The 17,255-nt window shown below is 67.3% G+C and carries 17 protein-coding genes; 5 read left to right on the top strand and 12 right to left on the bottom strand.

Features of this window, described 5'->3' with window-relative positions:
* Positions 1-249 precede the first annotated feature (249 nt).
* Positions 250-2,373: an EAL domain-containing protein gene (locus tag QZ471_RS14690; protein WP_295465000.1), complete on the top strand. Its 2,124-nt coding sequence runs from the start codon at positions 250-252 to the stop codon at positions 2,371-2,373.
* 4 nt (positions 2,374-2,377) lie between these two features.
* Here QZ471_RS14690 and QZ471_RS14685 read toward each other — a convergent pair whose 3' ends face one another.
* Positions 2,378-2,839, bottom strand: a complete 462-nt coding sequence (locus QZ471_RS14685) for a YaiI/YqxD family protein (RefSeq protein WP_295464998.1) — start codon at positions 2,837-2,839, stop codon at positions 2,378-2,380.
* A 100-nt stretch (positions 2,840-2,939) separates the two neighbouring features.
* Between QZ471_RS14685 and QZ471_RS14680 the strand changes: the two genes are divergently transcribed.
* Complete coding sequence (locus QZ471_RS14680) at positions 2,940-3,704, top strand: SDR family NAD(P)-dependent oxidoreductase (protein ID WP_295464996.1); 765 nt, start codon at positions 2,940-2,942, stop codon at positions 3,702-3,704.
* Between the two features lie 9 nt (positions 3,705-3,713).
* Here the strand turns inward: QZ471_RS14680 and QZ471_RS14675 are convergent, their stop codons facing one another.
* Genes QZ471_RS14675 through QZ471_RS14665 form a run of 3 tightly spaced genes read right to left on the bottom strand, consistent with a single transcriptional unit; the run spans position 3,714 to position 6,842 of the window.
* Positions 3,714-4,349: a LysE family transporter gene (locus tag QZ471_RS14675; RefSeq protein ID WP_295464994.1), complete on the bottom strand. Its 636-nt coding sequence runs from the start codon at positions 4,347-4,349 to the stop codon at positions 3,714-3,716.
* A 4-nt stretch (positions 4,350-4,353) separates the two neighbouring features.
* Positions 4,354-4,932, bottom strand: coding sequence for a mechanosensitive ion channel family protein (locus QZ471_RS14670; protein ID WP_295464992.1), 579 nt, complete (start codon positions 4,930-4,932; stop codon positions 4,354-4,356).
* Positions 4,932-6,842: an ATP-binding cassette domain-containing protein gene (locus QZ471_RS14665; RefSeq protein WP_295464990.1), complete on the bottom strand. Its 1,911-nt coding sequence runs from the start codon at positions 6,840-6,842 to the stop codon at positions 4,932-4,934. Before QZ471_RS14665 ends, QZ471_RS14670 begins: the two co-directional genes overlap by 1 nt.
* 47 nt (positions 6,843-6,889) lie before the next feature.
* On the opposite strand from QZ471_RS14665, the gene QZ471_RS14660 reads away from it, so the two are divergent.
* Positions 6,890-7,354, top strand: a complete 465-nt coding sequence (locus QZ471_RS14660) for a TIGR02444 family protein (RefSeq protein WP_295464988.1) — start codon at positions 6,890-6,892, stop codon at positions 7,352-7,354.
* Here the strand turns inward: QZ471_RS14660 and rsd are convergent.
* The 8 genes from rsd to QZ471_RS14620 all read right to left on the bottom strand — a co-directional run bounded on the left by rsd (position 7,351) and on the right by QZ471_RS14620 (position 14,660).
* On the bottom strand, positions 7,351-7,827 hold the full coding sequence (rsd, locus tag QZ471_RS14655; protein ID WP_295464986.1) for a sigma D regulator: 477 nt from the start codon (positions 7,825-7,827) through the stop codon (positions 7,351-7,353). The genes QZ471_RS14660 and rsd overlap by 4 nt on opposite strands.
* 108 nt (positions 7,828-7,935) lie before the next feature.
* The gene (locus QZ471_RS14650) at positions 7,936-8,421 is read right to left on the bottom strand and encodes a disulfide bond formation protein B (protein ID WP_295464985.1); all 486 of its coding nucleotides are present in this window, start codon (positions 8,419-8,421) and stop codon (positions 7,936-7,938) included.
* 229 nt (positions 8,422-8,650) lie between these two features.
* Positions 8,651-9,859, bottom strand: a complete 1,209-nt coding sequence (locus QZ471_RS14645; RefSeq protein ID WP_295464983.1) for a heme biosynthesis HemY N-terminal domain-containing protein — start codon at positions 9,857-9,859, stop codon at positions 8,651-8,653.
* The gene (locus QZ471_RS14640) at positions 9,856-11,028 is read right to left on the bottom strand and encodes a uroporphyrinogen-III C-methyltransferase (RefSeq protein WP_295464981.1); all 1,173 of its coding nucleotides are present in this window, start codon (positions 11,026-11,028) and stop codon (positions 9,856-9,858) included. Before QZ471_RS14640 ends, QZ471_RS14645 begins: the two co-directional genes overlap by 4 nt.
* 17 nt (positions 11,029-11,045) lie before the next feature.
* Entirely contained in the window at positions 11,046-11,804 is a 759-nt protein-coding gene (locus tag QZ471_RS14635) for a uroporphyrinogen-III synthase (protein WP_295464979.1), read from the bottom strand.
* Positions 11,801-12,739 carry a hydroxymethylbilane synthase gene (gene hemC / locus QZ471_RS14630; RefSeq protein WP_295464977.1) on the bottom strand — a complete coding sequence of 313 codons (939 nt, stop codon included), beginning with the start codon at positions 12,737-12,739 and terminating at the stop codon, positions 11,801-11,803. Before hemC ends, QZ471_RS14635 begins: the two co-directional genes overlap by 4 nt.
* Positions 12,740-12,832: 93 nt before the next feature.
* Positions 12,833-13,579, bottom strand: coding sequence for a LytTR family DNA-binding domain-containing protein (locus tag QZ471_RS14625; RefSeq protein WP_007161369.1), 747 nt, complete (start codon positions 13,577-13,579; stop codon positions 12,833-12,835).
* A gap of 4 nt (positions 13,580-13,583) precedes the next feature.
* Complete coding sequence (locus tag QZ471_RS14620) at positions 13,584-14,660, bottom strand: sensor histidine kinase (RefSeq protein WP_295464974.1); 1,077 nt, start codon at positions 14,658-14,660, stop codon at positions 13,584-13,586.
* A gap of 129 nt (positions 14,661-14,789) precedes the next feature.
* On the opposite strand from QZ471_RS14620, the gene argH reads away from it, so the two are divergent.
* Complete coding sequence (argH, locus tag QZ471_RS14615) at positions 14,790-16,184, top strand: argininosuccinate lyase (RefSeq protein WP_295464972.1); 1,395 nt, start codon at positions 14,790-14,792, stop codon at positions 16,182-16,184.
* A 299-nt stretch (positions 16,185-16,483) separates the two neighbouring features.
* Entirely contained in the window at positions 16,484-17,248 is a 765-nt protein-coding gene (locus tag QZ471_RS14610) for an endo alpha-1,4 polygalactosaminidase (RefSeq protein WP_295464970.1), read from the top strand.
* Positions 17,249-17,255 lie beyond the last annotated feature (7 nt).

Raw genomic sequence — 17,255 nt, 5'->3', positions numbered from 1 at the left:
CAGCGGCGGACCGCCATGGACGTCGTTGCCACTCCTCGCCATAGCCCTGCTATGACTCGTCGCGGCGCCTAGCCCACGAACAAAAATCACTCGCCAATTCTTGCGCGAACTTCTGAAACACCACACTGGCGTCGGCCATCTCCCGTTCCCCTACGCCCGTCGGTACAATTAAAGACGTGGTCGTTCCTGCCGATGTCCTGAGCATCGTCCCCTCCTTTCGTGCCTTCTGCGGCAAGCTGGCGATTGAGCATGCTGAATTTCTCCACCTTGCTTCCCCCTGGTTACCAGGTCCTTGGAGCCTACGACTACGAGGGGTTGCTGGTCGTCTTGTCGTACCTCATCGCCAGTGCTGCCGGCTACACCGCCCTGGCCATGGCCGACTGGGTGACCACCAGCCGTTCGCGCCGTGGCAGCGAGCTGGCCAAGCTGATCGGCGCCATCGCCCTGGGCGGTGGCATCTGGTCCATGCACTTCCTTGCCATGCTGTCGTTCAAGATCAGCATCCATGTGCATTACGACCCGCTGCAGACCCTGACTTCGCTGCTGATCGCCATCGCGGTGTCCTACACGGTGATGCACCTGATCGGGCGCGAGTCCCTCAGCGCGACCCAGTACCTGCTCGCCTCCCTCGCCGCCGGCCTGGGCATCGCCGCCATGCACTACACCGGGATGCTGGCCATGCATTCGGTGGCCCAGCAGCTCTACGATCCGCTGCTGGTCGCGGTCTCCGTGGTGATCGCCAGCCTGGCCTCGCTGGCGGCTCTGCTGCTGGCCTTCCGGCTGCGCGGTCGGACCGGCCTGCGGACCATCTGGCTGCGCCTGCTGGGTAGCCTGGGCCTGGGGTTCGCCATCGTCTCGATGCACTTCACCGGCATGGCCGCCCTGACCCTGGCCGTCCCCGTCGGCTTCGTGTCGGAAGACTCGCCAGGCATGATCCAGCACCTGGAGCTGGGCACCGGCATCGCCATCGGCACCCTCTTCATCATCATGGCTGGCCTGCTCGCCGCCTGGGCCGGCGAGCGCTTCCACGCCCAGCGCCTGCGCCTGGAGCGCGTCTCCACCACCCTCGACCAGATCAGCCTGCACGACCCCCTCACCCATCTGCTCAACGGCTCGAGCTTCATCCAGACCGTCGACCGCGCGGTGAGCCAGGCTCGCAAGGATGAACAATTCGCCCTGCTGATGCTGGACGTCGATCACTTCAAGCGTATCAACGATAGCCTCGGCCATGCCTTGGGCGATGAATTGCTGGTGCAGGTGGCGCAGCGGATTCGTGCGGTGCTGGACAACGATCTGCCCCTGGCGCGCTATGCCGGCGATGAATTCAGTCTGCTGCTGCCACTCGGTACCCGAGGCGACAGCCAGCCGCTGGCCCTACGCCTGCTGGAACAGCTGCGTCCGCCCTTCGAGCTCGCCGGGCAACGTATCGCCATGACCTTCAGTCTGGGTGTCGCCCACTACCCCCTGGACGGCACCGATGCCGGCCAGTTGTTGCGCAGCGCGGGCCTGGCGGTCGGCCACTGCAAGCGCAGCGGACGCAATCGTAGCCTGAGATTCGCCAACGAACTCCAGCGTGAGGCCGACGACCTGCTCAGCCTGGAGATGGATCTGCGCCATGCCCTGACCCAGGGCGGGCTGCACCTGGCCTACCAGCCCATCGTCGTCCCCGACGGCCGACCGGTGGCCATGGAAGCCCTGGTGCGCTGGCAGCATCCGACCCTGGGCGCCCTGAGCCCGGAGCGCTTCGTCCGCGTCGCCGAAGAGACTGGCCTGATCGGCGAGCTGGATGGCTGGGTCATGCGCCAGGCCTGCGCGGATATCGCTCAGCTGTATCGCGAGGGCTATCGCGACCTGCGGGTCTCGGTGAACTGCTCGGCGCTGAATCTCGGCGACCGCCTGCTGCCCCAGGCCATCGCCAGGGCCCTGCAGGCCGAAGACCTGCCCGCTTCGGCTCTGATCCTTGAGGTCACCGAAAACGCACTCATGCACAGCCTCAACGTGGCCATCGAGGTGATCGGCGAGATCCGTAAGCTGGGTGTGCGCGTCTCCATCGACGACTTCGGCAGTGGCTACTCATCGCTGGCCTATCTCAGCCGCCTGCCGGTGGATTCGCTCAAGGTGGATCGCGCCTTCGTGCGCACCATTCCCCATCAGGACAACGACATGGCCATCGCCGCAGCGATCATCGCCATGGCGCACAAGCTGGGGCTCAAGGTGGTGGCCGAAGGGGTGGAGACCGTCGAGCAGCGTGACTTCCTGCACGCCAACGACTGCGATTTCATGCAGGGTTACCTGTTCAGCCGCCCGGTCCCGCTACCGCAACTCAGAGCCTGGCTGCAGCAGCAGGCCAGCGTCACCGCGCTGCCGGCCTGACCGTCTAGCCGACCGCTTCGCGCTGCAAGCGGGTGATCAGGCGATCCAGCGCATTGGCGAAGGCCTGGCGGTCACGGTCGCCATAACCCGCCTGGCCGCCGCCCATCTGGCCCTGGTCGCGCAGATCGCTCATCAGGTTGCGCATGGCCAGGCGCTGGCCCATGTTGCGCTCGTCGAACTCCTGGCCTCGAGGGTCCAGGGCGGCCACCCCCTTCTTCACCAGTCGATCGGCCAAGGGAATGTCGCTGCAGATCACCAGGTCGCCCGGCTGCGCCTGTTCGACCAGATGGTCGTCGGCGGCATCCGGGCCGCTGGGTACCACCACCAGGCGTACACGGGCGAAGGGTGGCTTGATCTGCGGCTGGCCGGCCACCAGCACCACCTCCAGCTTGCGCTTCAAGGCGAACTTGCAGACCAGCTCCTTGGCGGCGCGCGGACAGGCATCGGCATCGATCCACAGGATCACGGGGAAATCTCCGGTAAAAGCCCAGGATACCGCGCCGCGCCGGCGCACCCCAGCGCAGCGGCGCGGTCGGAAGGAATACCTGTCCCCTTGGAGTTCGCCCATGAGCTTCTGGCAACGCCTGGCGCAGCCGGCCCAGGCCCTGGTGTACGGGGCCACCGGCGGTCTCGGCTTGGCCCTGTGCGAACAGCTGCTGGCGCGCGACGACGTTGCGCGGGTCTGGGCCTGCGCGCGCCACGCCGAGACGCATGAGGCCCTGGCAGCGCTGGAGCGGCAGCATGGCCCGCGCCTGCGCCGCCTCGACGTCGATCTGCTCACCACAACCGATCTGGCAGCCCGGCTGGCGGACGAGGTGCCGCGCCTGGATCTGCTGCTGTGCACCTCGGGGCTGCTGCAGGGCGAGCGGGCGCGTGCCGAGAAGAGCCTGGCGCAGGTGGATCGGGCCGGGCTGCTGGAAAGCTATCTGGCCAATGCCGTGCTACCGCTGCTGCTGATCCGCCAGCTGACGCCGCTGCTCAAGGGCCAGCACCCCTGTCAGATCGCGGCACTGTCGGCGCGGGTCGGCTCCATCGGCGACAACCAGCTAGGTGGCTGGTATGGCTATCGGATGGCCAAGGCCGCGCTGAATCAGGGACTGCGCTGCGCCAGCATCGAGCTCACCCGGCTCAATCCCCAGAGTTGCGTGCTGGCTCTGCATCCCGGCACCACGGACACGGCGTTGTCCCGGCCCTTCCAGGCGCGGGTACCGGCGGACAAGCTGTTCACGCCCGCCTATGCGGCAGAGCGCTTGCTGGAGGTGCTGGCCGCCCGTACGCCGGCCGAGACCGGCAGTTTCTGGGATTGGCAGGGGCAGTCGGTGGTCTGGTAGCGCCCGGATTCAGATTGCGGCGCGGCGCACCGTGGACAGCAGCGCTGCGGCGGCGAGAAAGAGGCTGGCGAAGACGCGGTTGGTGATGCGCTGCTGTCGTGGGGTGCGCAGCAGGGTCAGCACCCGGGCAGCCAGCCCGGTGTAGCCGGCCATCACGATCAGGTCGACGCTGATCATGGTCAGGCCGATGATCAGGTACTGCGCAGTCAGGGGGGCGTGGGGATCGACGAATTGTGGCAGCACCGCGAGCAGGAAGATCAGCGCCTTGGGGTTGCTCACGTTGACCAGGAAGCCGCGCAACACCAGCGCAGCGATGCGTGGTGGCAGGCGCTCACCCACCACCTGCTCACCCAGGTCCAGCGGCGCCGCGCGCCATTGGCGGATGGCCAGGTAGGCGAGATAGGCCACGCCGAACCACTTGATGAGCGTGAAGGCCAGCTGGGAGGTGGCGAGCAGCGCCCCGACACCCACGGCGACCACGGCGATCTGCAACGCCAGCCCCAGTTGCAGGCCGAGCGCCGTCCAATAGCCGCGGCGAAAGCCGTGATTGACGCCGGCGCTCATGGAGGCGATGGCCCCTGCCCCCGGCGAGAGGCTGATCAGCCAGCAGGCAATGAAGAAACCGGTCCAGACCTGCAGACTCATGGATTCACCTGTCGAGATGGAAATCGAAGGACCCGTCGGCATCGCGCCAGCGACGGACCGACTTCTGGAAGAACTGGGTATTGGGGATCTGCACCAGGGCGCCTTCCTGCTGCTCGTCCAGCTCCTGCAGGGTCACGAAGAGCATATTGATCGCCACCACCCGGCCCTTGATGCCCGGTTTGTCCGAGGCGTCCAGCACCTCGATGCGATCGCCCAGGCGGAAGGGGCCGACGGTGAAGATCAGCACCGCGCAGAACAGGTTGGAGAGCACGCTCCAGATGGCGAAGAAGGCTACCGCGGCCACGGCGACGAAACCGGAAATGGCCGTCCAGAGCACCGCCGCGGACACCCCGAAGCGCTCCAGGGCCATGAGGATGGCACTGCCCATGATCAGCCAACGCAGGGTGCCGCGCAGCCCAAGGACGATCTGCGGCGGCAGCGGATAGCGTTCGCCCAGCCCGGTGACGGCCCGCGCCACGATGCGTTGCAACACGTAGCCGATGAGCAGCACCAGGGCGACCTGGCCAGCCACCAGCAGGTAGTCGCCCCACCCCGGCAGCCAGGTCTGCAGCCATTCCTTCATCAGGCCCCCTCGAGTTCGGCTTGCAGGCCTTCCAGTCGCTCCAGGGCCTCCAGCCACTGCTCTTCCAACTCGGCCTCACGGGCCTTGGCGGCGGCCTGGTCGGCCAGCGCCTGGCGCAGCTCCTCCTTGCGCGCGGCGTCGTAGAGACCGCTGTCGCCCAACCGCGCTTCCAGAGCGGCGAGCTTTTCCTGCACCTTGCCCAGCTCCGCTTCCAGCTTGTCGGCAGCCTTCTTGAGGGGCGCCAGCTGCTGGCGCAGGGCGGCAGCGGCCTGGCGCTGGGCCTTGCGGTCGGTCTTGTCGACCGCCGCGCCGTCACCGGCAAGGGTCGGCTCCTGGCGGGCGCGGAAGTCCACCAGCCAGCGGCTGTAGTCGTCCAGGTCGCCGTCGAAGGCCTGCACCTTGCCGTCGGCCACCAGCAGGAATTCGTCGGTGGTGCTCTTGAGCAGGTGTCTATCGTGGGAGACGACCAGCACCGCCCCGGCGAACTCCTGCAGCGCCAGGGTCAGCGCCAGGCGCATGTCCAGGTCCAGGTGGTTGGTGGGTTCGTCCAGCAGCAGCAGGTTGGGCTTCTGCCAGGCGATCAGCGCCAGGGCCAGGCGGGCCTTCTCACCACCGGAGAAATTCAGCACCACCTCGTCGCAGCGCGGACCGCGGAAATCGAAGCCGCCGAGGAAATCGCGCAGGCTCTGCTCGCGCTCGCCGGGGGCGATGCGTTGCAGGTGCAGCAAGGGACTGGCCTTGGCGTCCAGCGAATCGAGCTGGTGCTGGGCGAAATAACCGATGGCCAGGTTCTCGCCGCGCTGCAGTCGGCCGCCGAGGGGTTCGAGCTCCGCCGCCAGGGTCTTGATCAGGGTCGACTTGCCGGCGCCGTTGGGGCCGAGCAGGCCGATGCGTGCGCCGGGCGTCAATTGCAGCTTCACCGGATGCAGGATGGTGGTCTCGCCGTAGCCGAGCCGGCCTTCGGCCAGGTCGAGCAGCGGGCTGGACAGCTTGTCCGCCTCGCGGAAGACGAATTCGAAGGGCGAGTCGACATGGGCTGGCGCCAGTTCTTCCAGGCGTTCCAGGGCCTTGATCCGGCTCTGCGCCTGGCGCGCCTTGGTGGCCTGGGCCTTGAAGCGAGCGATGTACTTCTCCATGTGGGCGCGCTGGGCCTGCTGCTTGTCATAGGCCTGTTGCTGCTGCGCCAGCCGCTCGGCGCGGGTCCGCTCGAAGCTGGAATAGCCGCCGCGATAGAGGGTGAGCGTCTGCTGGTCCAGGTGCACCACGTGATCGACCACCGCATCCAGGAAGTCGCGGTCGTGGGAGATGAGGATCAGGGTGCCGGGATAGCCCTTGAGCCAATCTTCCAGCCAGAGGATGGCGTCCAGGTCCAGGTGGTTGGTGGGTTCGTCCAGCAGCAGCAGGTCCGAGGGACACATCAGCGCCTGGGCCAGGTTCAGGCGCATCCGCCAGCCACCGGAGAAGTCGCCGACCTGGCGCTCCATCTGCGCAGCGGTGAAGCCCAAGCCGGCGAGCAACTTGCGGGCCCGGGCATCGGCGGTATAGCCGTCGGCGGCTTCGAAGTCGGCGTGCAGTCGGCCGAGGGCGTTGCCGTCCTGGGCCGCTTCGGCGGCTGCCAGCTCACGCTGGATGCGGCGCAAATCGACGTCGCCGTCCAGCACATAGTCCACCGCCTGCCGCTCCAGGGTATCCACCTCCTGGCGCATGTGGGCGATGCGCCAGGCCGCCGGGATGTGGCAGTCGCCGGCGTCGGCGCCGAGCTGCCCGCGCAACAGGGCGAAGAGGCTGGATTTGCCGGCGCCATTGGCACCGATCAGCCCGGCCTTCTGGCCGGGATGCAGGGTCAGGTCAGCGTTTTCGAGCAGACGCTGGGGACCGCGCTGTAGAGTAAGGTTCTGTAGTCGGATCATGGCGGCGGAGTGTAGCAGCTCCACCACCCACGAACGGGGAGGCGGACATGCAAGAGGACCTGTGGGAATTCGCGTTGGCAGTATACGCCCGGCCCGGCGTGGAAGGCGCCTGTTTGCGTCTGCAGGAAGCCGGCGCCGACGTCTGTCTAGTGCTGACGGCGCTCTGGCTGGATCGCCGCAACTGCGCCCTGGATGCCGAGGGCCTGACCCGACTGCAGCGCGCCTCGCAGCACTGGCAGGACACGGTGGTGCGCCCCCTGCGCCAGTTGCGCCAGGCCTGGAAGGCCGCGTCCAGCGCGGACGAGAGCCTGGCGGCCCTGCGGGAACAGCTCAAGGGTCTGGAATTGGCTGCGGAACGTGAACAGCTCGCGCGTCTGGCGCGACTCGCGGGCCATTGGCCGTGTCGCGGGGCACAGGGCCCGGGAGACTGGCTGCACGCGCTGGCACCGCGCGAGGCAGCCGCAACGGACCTCGACCTGCTGGCCGAGGCAGCGCGGGTGAACCGGGACTAGACCGACGCCAGCCGCGGTTGCTGGTGCGAGGTGTGCAGCACCTCGATCAGGCAGTCTTCGAGTTCGAAGCGCTCGCGCAGGGTCTCGCCCAGCAGCTTGAGTTCGATGGTCAGCAGACCCGGGTCCCGGTAGGCCCCGCGCTCGAATCTGTCGTTGAAGTTCAGGGCGGCGTCGGTCAGGGCCTGCAGGCGCGGATAGACGCTGTCGGCGAACTCGATGGCGCGCTCGTCCTGGAATTCCCGGGCTTCGGCCACCAGTTGCTCGTAGATCTCGAAATGCGCGGTGGACATGTAGTCGACCAGCAGGTCGCAGAGGCGCTCCAGCTCGCTCACCTCGCGTACCGGTGCCAGTAGCGGCTCCAGGTCCAGGGTTTCGTAAGCGGTCACCAGCTCGCGGCGGGCGATTAGCCAGCGGTCGATCAGCTGGTGGACCCCACCCCAGCGTTCCTGGGCATTGCGGCAGGTTTCTAGCATGACGGCAGCTCTCTATACGGGCGAGTCGATCCGGACGCGCGCGCCCGGGGGTTATCAGGAACTATACCGACATCACCTCGCCAGGCGAGTGCCGTTGCTCGGAGAACCTCAGCGACGGCGGAAGATCTTGACCAGACTCAAGGCCATGAGCAGCACGAAGGCCAGCAGGCTCCATTCCGGGATGCTCATGCCGAACAGGGTCCAGTTGACCTCGGCGCAATCGGCGGTGCCATGCAGGACCAGGCGGATGATTTCCTGGAAGGGCAGCGCCTGCATCATGTAGTCCAGGCTCGGCAGGCAAGCCGCCAGTTCCTCTGCCGGCACCGTCTGCAGATAGACCTGGCGGCCGGCGGTAGCGGCACCGCCCAAGGCCAGCAGCAGCAGGATCACGCCGTAGATACGCGCACCGCGCTTGCCGGGCGCCTGGATGCCGGCAATGAGGGCGACCACGCCGACCAGGATGAAGAAGATCCGCTGCACGACGCAGAGGGGGCAGGGCTCGAGGCCGACCACGTGTTCGAGATAGAGACCGACGCCCATGAGCACCGCGCAGGTGGCAGCCATGAACAGGAAGATGAAGCGGGGACTAGTCACGGACGCGCCGTCTCCAACAGGGAATTGGGGCGTTACGGTAGAGAAAGCCCGGGCACCTTTCAAGGACCGGGGTGACACCTCTATCGCCGGACGCTGGCCTGGCGGCCTGCGAAGTGGCCCACACGAGAGGGCATAAGGGGTTCAAAACCGGCTCCCGGGATGGTACGGCAGGCTAACCGGCTCTCGTGCGCGCCCATCGGTTGGCCGCGCACGAGACTCATCAGCCGAATCAGTTGCGCGTAGCCGGCAGCGAAGCGGATGCTGGGTCACGCCACTGGCTCTGCAGGAGCTGCTGGCTGCGACTCACGTCGCCCAACTGGATGGCGACCCGGGCCAGCTCGCCAGCGGTGATGGCGGAAGGACGCTGGGCCAGGCTGGTCTCCAGGTACTCGCGCGCCTTGCCCCAGAGCTGGTTGCTCATACACAGGCGGCCCAGCGCCAGCAGCAGCACCGGGTCCTGGGGACGATCCTTGAGCCAGCCCTCGGCGTGTTGCAGCGGGCGACTGGCGTCACGCGGCCGCAGCTGACCATAGAGTTCGACCAGTCGCTCGTCCCACTGGCGATTGAGGGTGATGTGCAGCACCTCTTCGGCGAGATCGTCGCGGCCGATGGCACGCAGCTGGCGAGCATAGGCCAGCACCACCGCCGGATCGCCCTTGAGCGCCGTGGGCACCTGCTGCCACTGGGCATCCAGCGCGGATTCCGCACCCTGGGGTGGCACCTCGTCCAGGGTGGCGATCCAGACCTTGCGTTCCAGGTCGTCCTGCTCCTGCGGACGCAGCACCTGCTGCTTGCGCAGTTGCGGCAGCAGGGCGATCAGCGCCGGCCAGTCACGCAGGGTCACCTGCAGGCGCTGCAGCTGCAGCAGCACCTCGCCGTTCTTCGGATACTTGGCCTGCAGCGGTGCCAGGCTGTCGCGCGCCTCCAGGTACTGGCCGCGGTCGATCTGCAGCCGGGCCTGTTGCAGGCCGATGGCGAGATCGGCCTGGGGCTCGCGCTCGCGGGCCTGGCGCAGCAGGCGATCGCGCTCTTCCAGGTCGCCCAGCTCGTTGGCAGCGCGAGCGGCGCCCAGCAGGACGAACAGCGGCTGGTCGGCATGTTCGGCCGCGCTCTTCAGGTGCTTGAGGGCGCTGCTCCAGTTGCCTTCGGCCAACTCCAGCTGGCCCTTGTGGCGGGCCTGATCCAGGCGCCGCTGGCGATTGTGGCGCGACCAGGGATTGAGCACCTTGCCGGTCAGCCCCAGGGCGCCCAGCACCAGCTTGAGGATGTACAGCGCGAGCCAGGCAGCCACCAGCAGCGCCAGGAAGGCCCAGAGGCTCGATTCATAGCGGAAGTTGCTGTAGGACAGCAACACGTAGCCCGGCTCCTTGGCCAGCACCACGGCGACGCCCAGGCCGACGAGCAGGGCGAACAGGAACAGCAGGTACAGGCGCTTCATGGGCGATTCTCCTGAGCCGCGCCGGCGGCGGCATTGTTCGGCTGGATTTGCTGGCGTTGCGCGATGTAGGCCTGCAGCGCGGTGAGGGCCGGCGTCAGGTCAGGCGCCTCGAAGGTCACCGGACGCTCGGCCAGCTCCTGCAGGCGCAGCCTGACGGCGCGGCTGTCGGGGTTCTGGTTGTTGAAGTGGGCGGCGAGGACGTCTTCGGCCTGCTCGATGGAGAGGCGATAGACCTCCTGGTTGCCGTTCAGCACGGCCCACTGCGCCTGCTCCAGCGCCAGGCTCATGGCCAGGCGCACCTGGGCCAGGGATTCCTCGGCCAGCAGCGGCCGAATCGGCTGGTCGGCGGAGAAGTCGATGCGGAAATAGCTGGAGATGCGCTGGCGGAAATCCTGCCACCATTGCTGCAGCGCGTTGCTGGGCGGCACCGCGGCTTTCTCCACCCCTGGCTGGTCGGCCACCGTGGTAGAGAAGCGCGGCGGCAGGGGTTCCAGGCTCTGCACCTGGTTGCGCAGGGAGGCCAGCTGGACGAACTGGCCGGTGCGATCCAGATCGGGCAGTTGCCGCAAGGTCTGCTGGGCATTGGCCAACTGCTGGCGCGCGGCGAAGGCGGCCGGATCGTTCTGCGCCTTGAGGATGTCGTCGACGCCCTGCAGCAGATTCTGGGCGCTGGGGACGTCCTGCAGCGCGGTCATGCGCAGGGTCGCCATACGCAGCAGGTGCTCGGCCTCGGTCAGGCGCCAGGCCTGGCGGCTCTGGCCGACCACTTCCTTGAACTGTTCGGCCAGGTGCTGCTGATCGCCTTGCAGGGCGACCAGCTGGCGACGGCGTTCTTCCAGTTCGTTGGCCGAAGGCAATCGACCGAGATCGGCGCTCAGCGCCTGGTTGCGGGTTTCCAGCTGGCGCAGTTGACTGCGCAGATCCTCGGCCTGGGCGGCACCGGCCTGCTCGGCCTGACGTACCTGCTGCAACTGCCAAAGGCTCCAACCGCCCACACCCAGGCCGCCGACGGCCACCAGCAGCGCCAGCACCGCCAGGCCCGAGCCCTTGCCCGAGCCCGAACCCTTGCGACGCGCGTTCACCGGGGGCGGCGCGGGCGGAGGCGAGGTGGGGGTCACGACAGGATCGGGGGAGACGTCGTCGGCGCGGGGGGCTTGAGTTTCGCTCACGGGGATTCCTTGTAGGGTCAATCCGGATGATGTTGGGCAAGTGCGGCAGCGATGGCGCCGGCGTTGGCACCCTGGCAGTCGATCACGCGACGACAGCCACCGGCACGGGCCAGCTCGGCCACGCGGGCACTGGGTACCAGCAGCGGATAGCGACGCACCGCGGGCCAATCCGCACCCGCACAGGCCTGCAGATGCGCGAAACCCTGCCCACTGCTGACCATGATGGCATTCAGGCGTTCCGCTGCCAGGGTCTCTAGGATCAGCCCCGGGGCGTATTCCGGGCACTGGCGGCGATAGAGTTCGAGCACCTCGACGCGAGCGCCGCGGGCCGTGAGGCTGTCGACCAGCAGGTCGCGACCACCCTCGCCGCGTAGCAGCAGCACCTCGGGCTCAGGGCGTTGCAGGGCGTCGGCCAGGGTCGGCAGGGCCAGCAGACCTTCGCTGTCCTCGCGCTCGGGGTAGTGCACTGGCAGGCCGTAGTCGTCGAGCACGGCAGCGGTGGCCGCGCCCACGGCGAACCAGGCCTGCAACGGCGGCTGCGGCCAGTAGCGGTCGAGGGCCGCGAGTCCCAGGCGCGCGGCCGGCTTGCTCACCACCAGCACGGCGGCGTAGCGATCCAGGTCGAGCCAGAGACTGCGCTGCTCGGGCGTTTCCGCCAGCGGCTGGATTTCCAGCAGCGGCAGGCTGGCGCTGGCGATACCGGTCGCCGCCAGGGCCATGGCGAGCGGCGCGTTCTCCTCCGCCGGCCGGGTCAGCAGCAGTCGCCAGACGCTCATGATGCGCCGGAGACCCCATAGACGGCATCGAGGATGCCCTGGGCGCCCTGGGCCAGCAGGTCTTCGGCCACGGCCACGCCCAGGCCGGCGGGATCGTTGAGCGGACCCCGGGCCTCGGCGCGCAGCAGCAGGCCACCGTCGGGCTGGCCGACCAGGCCGCGCAGCCAGAGCAGTTCGCCTTCCTGTACCGCATAGCAGGCAATGGGCACCTGGCAGCCACCGTTGAGGCGGCGATTCAGGGCGCGCTCGGCAGCGACGCGGCGTTCGGTGTCGAGGTGATGCAGGGGTTCGAGCAGCGCATGCACCTCGGCATCGTCGGTGCGGCACTCGATGCCCACCGCGCCCTGGCCGCCGGCGGGCAGGCTGTCCTCGACCGTGAGGGATTCACGGATACGCTCGGCGAACCCGAGGCGGATCAGGCCGGCGGCGGCGAGGATGATGGCGTCGTACTCGTCGGCATCGAGCTTGGCCAGGCGGGTGTTGACGTTGCCGCGCAGAAAGCGGATTTCCAGGTCTGGCCGCAGGGCCAGCAACTGGGCTTGGCGCCTCAGGCTGGAGGTGCCCACCACACTGCCCTGGGGCAATTCGGCAAGACGGGAATAGCGATTGGAAACGAAGGCATCGCGTGGGTCTTCCCGCTCGCAGATGGCGTATAGCCCGAGGCCTGCGGGGAATTCCATGGGCACGTCCTTCATGGAGTGCACGGCGATGTCGGCGCTGCCGTCGAGCAGAGCATTCTCCAGCTCCTTGACGAACAGGCCCTTGCCGCCGATCTTCGCCAGCGGCGCGTCGAGCAGCTTGTCGCCGCGGCTGGTCATGGGCAGCAGGCTGACCCTGAGGCCAGGGTGCGCCGCTTCGAGGCGGGCTTTCACATAGTCGGCTTGCCACAGCGCCAGGGCACTCTGGCGCGTAGCTATACGGATTTCGCGGAGCATGGGCATTACCGGCACGTCAGATTGCCGGCCATCATAGCAGGTCGACCGGCGCCCCCACTGCGACGAGCGCCGGTCGTCGAGCCGGGAGCGACGTCAGATGCTGTGCATCAACCGCCGTACGCCGGCCACATGGCGACGGCTGACGGTCAGCGCATCGCCATTCATACCCTTGAGGAACAGCTGGAAGTGACCCAGCGGGGTGCGCTGCAGCCGCTCGATGCGTTCACGGGAGACCAGCGCATTGCGGTGGATACGCACGAAGCGCTCGCCGAACTCGTCTTCCAGGGCCTTGAGCGGCTCGTCCAGCAGCACCTCGCCACCGGAGTGTCTCAGGGTCACGTACTTGTGGTCGGCGATGAAGTAGACCACGTCGTCCAGCGGGATCAGCTCGATACCCTTGCGGGTCCGGGCGCTGATGTGGCTACGCGGGCCCGGCCCACCGCTGGCGGGCGGCTTGGTCAAGGCGGCCAGTTGCATCCGGTTGGGCCGCTGGGCCTTGCTCAGGGCTGCCGCCAGGTCTTCTTGGCGCACCGGCTTGACCAGGTAGCCCACAGCGCTCACCTGGAAGGCATCGAGCGCATACTCGTCGTGGGCAGTGACGAAGATCACCGCGGGTGGCGACTCACGCTCGCAGAGGCGCGCTGCCACCTGCAGACCGTCCAGACCCGGCATGCGGATGTCCAGCAGGACGATGTCTGGCTTGAGATTTTCAACCAAAGCGAGGGCTTCCTCACCGTTGGTGGCTGTCGGCTCCAGGGCGGTGTAACCGTCCAGTTGCCCCACCAGACGGGCCAGACGCTCGCGCGCCAAGGGTTCGTCATCGACGATCAGGACATTCATAAGCTCAGGCTTCCCGCATGAGTCGCTCGCATGGATAGCGAAGAGACGTTGTATGCCGCTGGTCGCGGCGTTCGATTTTGAGACTCGCAGCTGGTCCGAAAAGTGCCGTCAACCGCGCCTCGATATTGCTTAAAGCTTGACGAGTGCCCTTGGGTGGCCTCGGCTGCTGCTCCACTTCCGGGTCATAGGGGTTGCTGATGACCAGTTCGAACACCCCGTCGCGATAGTCGGCGTAGATGGTCACCAGGCCGCCTTCGATGCGCGGCGCGACGCCGTAGATCAGCGCATTCTCCAGCAATGGTTGCAACGTCAACTGGGGAATCGGCAAGTCGGCCGGCACCCCGTCCACGTCCCACTGCAGCTTCAGGCGATCACCCAGGCGCAGGCGCTCGATGTCCAGGTAGCGGCGTGACAACTCCAGCTCCTCCGACCACCGCACCTTGGTACCGGGCTGGGCCAGGCTGGCGCGGAACAGCGCCGACAGATCAAGTACCGCGCGCTCGGCCTTGTCTGCATCCAGGGCGACCAGGCTAGCGATGCTGTTCAGGCTATTGAACAGGAAGTGCGGGCGGATGCGCGCCTGCAGGGATTCGATACGCGCCTGCAGCTCGGCCTGCTGCTGCCGGCGCCACTGGCTCTGCAGCCAGAAGTAACGCAGCAGCAGCATCGACATGATGAAGGCGATCAGCGCGTGCCTCATGTACAGCCGCACCTCGCCCACCCGCTGCAGCGGGCCGGCCAGTTGCAGCCAGTCGGCCACCAGGGTGCAGAGCAGGGTCAGGGCCACCACGATGGCACAGCAGAGCCCGCCGGCCACCACCGGCCGATGCCGGGCGAGCCAGGGCCGCAGGCGACACAGCAGCGCCGCCGAGAGCAGCACGATCCACTGCACGAAGAGCGAGACCAGCGCCAGGCGGATCCAGTTGAACTGCAGGGTGAAGGGCTCGGCCAGCACCAGTACCAACACCAGCAACTCGGCCAGCACCACCAGGACGAGCAGGGCCTCCGGTTCGCATAGCGCCGGGACGAAGAAGTCATCGACCTTGACTGGCCGGGGGGTTTTGCGGCGTTCGAGTATCATGAGCCGCAGTGTGGTTCAGATACCGCTCGTCGGCAAGTCGGCTCCGTTGATTCCGGCCGGAACCGCTTCAGGACTGCTATCATCGGCACCCTTCAACCTCCACCGACAAGCCCAGCAGCAGGCCGATCCATGAGCAGCGAAAAAACCAACCAGTCCTGGGGCGGACGCTTCAGCGAACCCGTCGACGCCTTCGTCGCCCGCTTCACCGCCTCGGTGGACTTCGACAAGCGCCTCTATCGCCACGACATCCTCGGCAGCCAGGCCCATGCGCGCATGCTGGCCGAGGCCGGAGTGCTCAGCAGCGCCGAGCGCGACGCCATCGTCGCCGGTCTGGACGAGATCCGCGGCGAGATCGAGGCCGGCACCTTCGAGTGGCGCGTCGACCTGGAAGACGTGCACATGAACATCGAGGCGCGTCTGACCGAGCGCCTGGGCGTGGTCGGCAAGAAACTGCACACCGGCCGCAGCCGCAACGACCAGGTGGCCACCGACATCCGCCTCTGGCTGCGCGACGAGATCGACGCCATCCTCGCCGAGCTGAACCGCCTGCAGGAAGGCCTGCTGCAACTGGCCGAGGCCGAAGCCGACACCATCATGCCCGGCTTCACCCATCTGCAGACCGCCCAGCCGGTGACCTTCGGCCACCACCTGCTGGCCTGGTTCGAGATGCTCTCCCGTGACCACGAGCGCCTGGTCGATTGCCGCAAGCGCGTCAATCGCATGCCCCTGGGCAGCGCCGCCCTGGCCGGCACCACCTACCCGATCCAGCGCCAGGTCACCTGCGAGCTGCTGGGCTTCGAGGCCATCGGCGGCAACTCCCTGGACGGCGTCTCGGATCGCGACTTCGCCATCGAATTCTGCGCCGCGGCCTCCCTGGCGATGATGCACCTGTCGCGCTTTTCCGAAGAGCTGGTGCTCTGGACCAGCGCCCAGTTCCAGTTCATCGACCTGCCCGATCGCTTCTGCACCGGCTCCTCGATCATGCCGCAGAAGAAGAATCCCGACGTGCCCGAACTGGTGCGCGGCAAGACCGGCCGGGTGTTCGGTGCCCTCACCGGCCTGCTGACCCTGATGAAGGGCCAGCCGCTGGCCTACAACAAGGACAATCAGGAAGACAAGGAACCGCTGTTCGACGCCGCGGATACCCTGCGCGATTCCCTGCGCGCCTTCGCCGACATGGTCCCGGCCATCAAGCCCAAGCGCGAGATCATGCGCGAGGCGGCCCGCCGCGGCTTCTCCACCGCCACCGACCTCGCCGATTACCTGGTGCGCAAGGGCCTGCCCTTCCGTGACTGCCACGAGATCGTCGGCCATGCGGTGAAGTACGGTGTGGACAGCGGCAAGGACCTGGCGGAGATGAGCCTGGACGAGCTGCGCCGCTTCAGCGACCAGATCGAGCAGGATGTCTTCGCTGTCCTGACCCTGGAAGGCTCGGTCAACGCCCGCGACCACATCGGCGGCACCGCCCCGGCCCAGGTTCGCGCCGCCGTGCAGCGCGGCCGCGAGTTGCTGGCCCAGCGCTGAGGCGCTGCCCCACTGTGGCCGCTGCCTCCCTGGTGGCGGCCGTAGTGGGAGACAATCCCACCCTGCCCTGAATTTGGCGCCGTCTGTCGGCTGCGCCAACGGGTAGAAATGTCGCCAGTAAGGCCCGGGCAGTGCCGGCGGCCTCGGCAACGGGTCTAAGACGCGGATTTCTGATTGAGCCTTCAGGAAGCCCGCGGCAGGACTACCGACCGGCCGTTGATAGGTACGACGACTGGCACTCAGGCCTGCAGAAAGGCAGCCGATACTCGAGACTTGACCAGCCGTTCGAGTCAAGTCTCATGCGCCTTCCAGCCTGTTCCATCCTGTTCTGCGGAATGTTCGCCGCGGCTTCCAGCCACGCCGCCCTGCCCGCCCCTCTGCCGCAGACGCTCACCTGGCATGTCCAGCTGAACGGCGTGCTGCAGAAACCCAATCGCACCCTCTACGACATCGACCTCTACGACACCAGCAAGGCGGTAATCGCCAACCTGAAGGGCAATGGCAAGACGGTGATCTGCTACTTCAGCGCCGGCACCTGGGAAGACTGGCGACCCGATGCCGCCCTCTATCCCAAGGCGGCCCTGGGCAAGGCGCTGGACGCCTGGCCGGGCGAGCGCTGGCTGGACATCCGCCGCGCCGACGTTCGAGCCCTGCTGGCCAAGCGCCTGGACCTCGCCGTGCAGAAGGGCTGCCAGGGCGTGGACCCGGACAACGTCGATGGCTACACCAATCCGAACGGCCTCAAGCTGACCAAGGCCCAGCAGCTGGACTTCCTCAACTGGCTGGCCGCCGAAGCCCACAAGCGTGAGCTGCTGGTGGGCCTGAAGAACGCCATCGAGCTGATCCCCAGCGTCTACGACAAGTTCGACTTCGCTCTCAACGAGAGCTGCTACGACTACGCCGAGTGCAACGCCTACAGCTACTTCCGTACCCAGAAGAAGCCGGTGATGATCATCGACTACAGCCCCTACAGCACCAAGCGCTGCAGCCAGGCCAAGACCTCCGGCTACAACCTGCAGTTCTACCCGCTGTCGCTGGCGGCGCTGGGCACCGCCTGCAAGTAAGGCGGCT

This window comes from uncultured Pseudomonas sp. (assembly GCF_913774235.1).
Lineage (GTDB): Bacteria > Pseudomonadota > Gammaproteobacteria > Pseudomonadales > Pseudomonadaceae > Chryseomonas.
This window is presented reverse-complemented; position numbering and strand designations above follow the sequence as displayed.

Coding starts and splice junctions, on each gene's coding strand:
- hemC (WP_295464977.1), bottom strand. CDS start 12,739: ATGCTCCGCGAAATCCGTATAGCTACGCGCCAGAGTGCCCTGGCGCTG.
- QZ471_RS14660 (WP_295464988.1), top strand. CDS start 6,890: ATGCAAGAGGACCTGTGGGAATTCGCGTTGGCAGTATACGCCCGGCCC.
- QZ471_RS14680 (WP_295464996.1), top strand. CDS start 2,940: ATGAGCTTCTGGCAACGCCTGGCGCAGCCGGCCCAGGCCCTGGTGTAC.
- QZ471_RS14675 (WP_295464994.1), bottom strand. CDS start 4,349: ATGAGTCTGCAGGTCTGGACCGGTTTCTTCATTGCCTGCTGGCTGATC.
- QZ471_RS14690 (WP_295465000.1), top strand. CDS start 250: ATGCTGAATTTCTCCACCTTGCTTCCCCCTGGTTACCAGGTCCTTGGA.
- QZ471_RS14610 (WP_295464970.1), top strand. CDS start 16,484: ATGCGCCTTCCAGCCTGTTCCATCCTGTTCTGCGGAATGTTCGCCGCG.
- QZ471_RS14670 (WP_295464992.1), bottom strand. CDS start 4,932: ATGAAGGAATGGCTGCAGACCTGGCTGCCGGGGTGGGGCGACTACCTG.
- rsd (WP_295464986.1), bottom strand. CDS start 7,827: ATGCTAGAAACCTGCCGCAATGCCCAGGAACGCTGGGGTGGGGTCCAC.
- QZ471_RS14620 (WP_295464974.1), bottom strand. CDS start 14,660: ATGATACTCGAACGCCGCAAAACCCCCCGGCCAGTCAAGGTCGATGAC.
- QZ471_RS14665 (WP_295464990.1), bottom strand. CDS start 6,842: ATGATCCGACTACAGAACCTTACTCTACAGCGCGGTCCCCAGCGTCTG.
- QZ471_RS14625 (WP_007161369.1), bottom strand. CDS start 13,579: ATGAATGTCCTGATCGTCGATGACGAACCCTTGGCGCGCGAGCGTCTG.
- argH (WP_295464972.1), top strand. CDS start 14,790: ATGAGCAGCGAAAAAACCAACCAGTCCTGGGGCGGACGCTTCAGCGAA.
- QZ471_RS14645 (WP_295464983.1), bottom strand. CDS start 9,859: ATGAAGCGCCTGTACCTGCTGTTCCTGTTCGCCCTGCTCGTCGGCCTG.
- QZ471_RS14635 (WP_295464979.1), bottom strand. CDS start 11,804: ATGAGCGTCTGGCGACTGCTGCTGACCCGGCCGGCGGAGGAGAACGCG.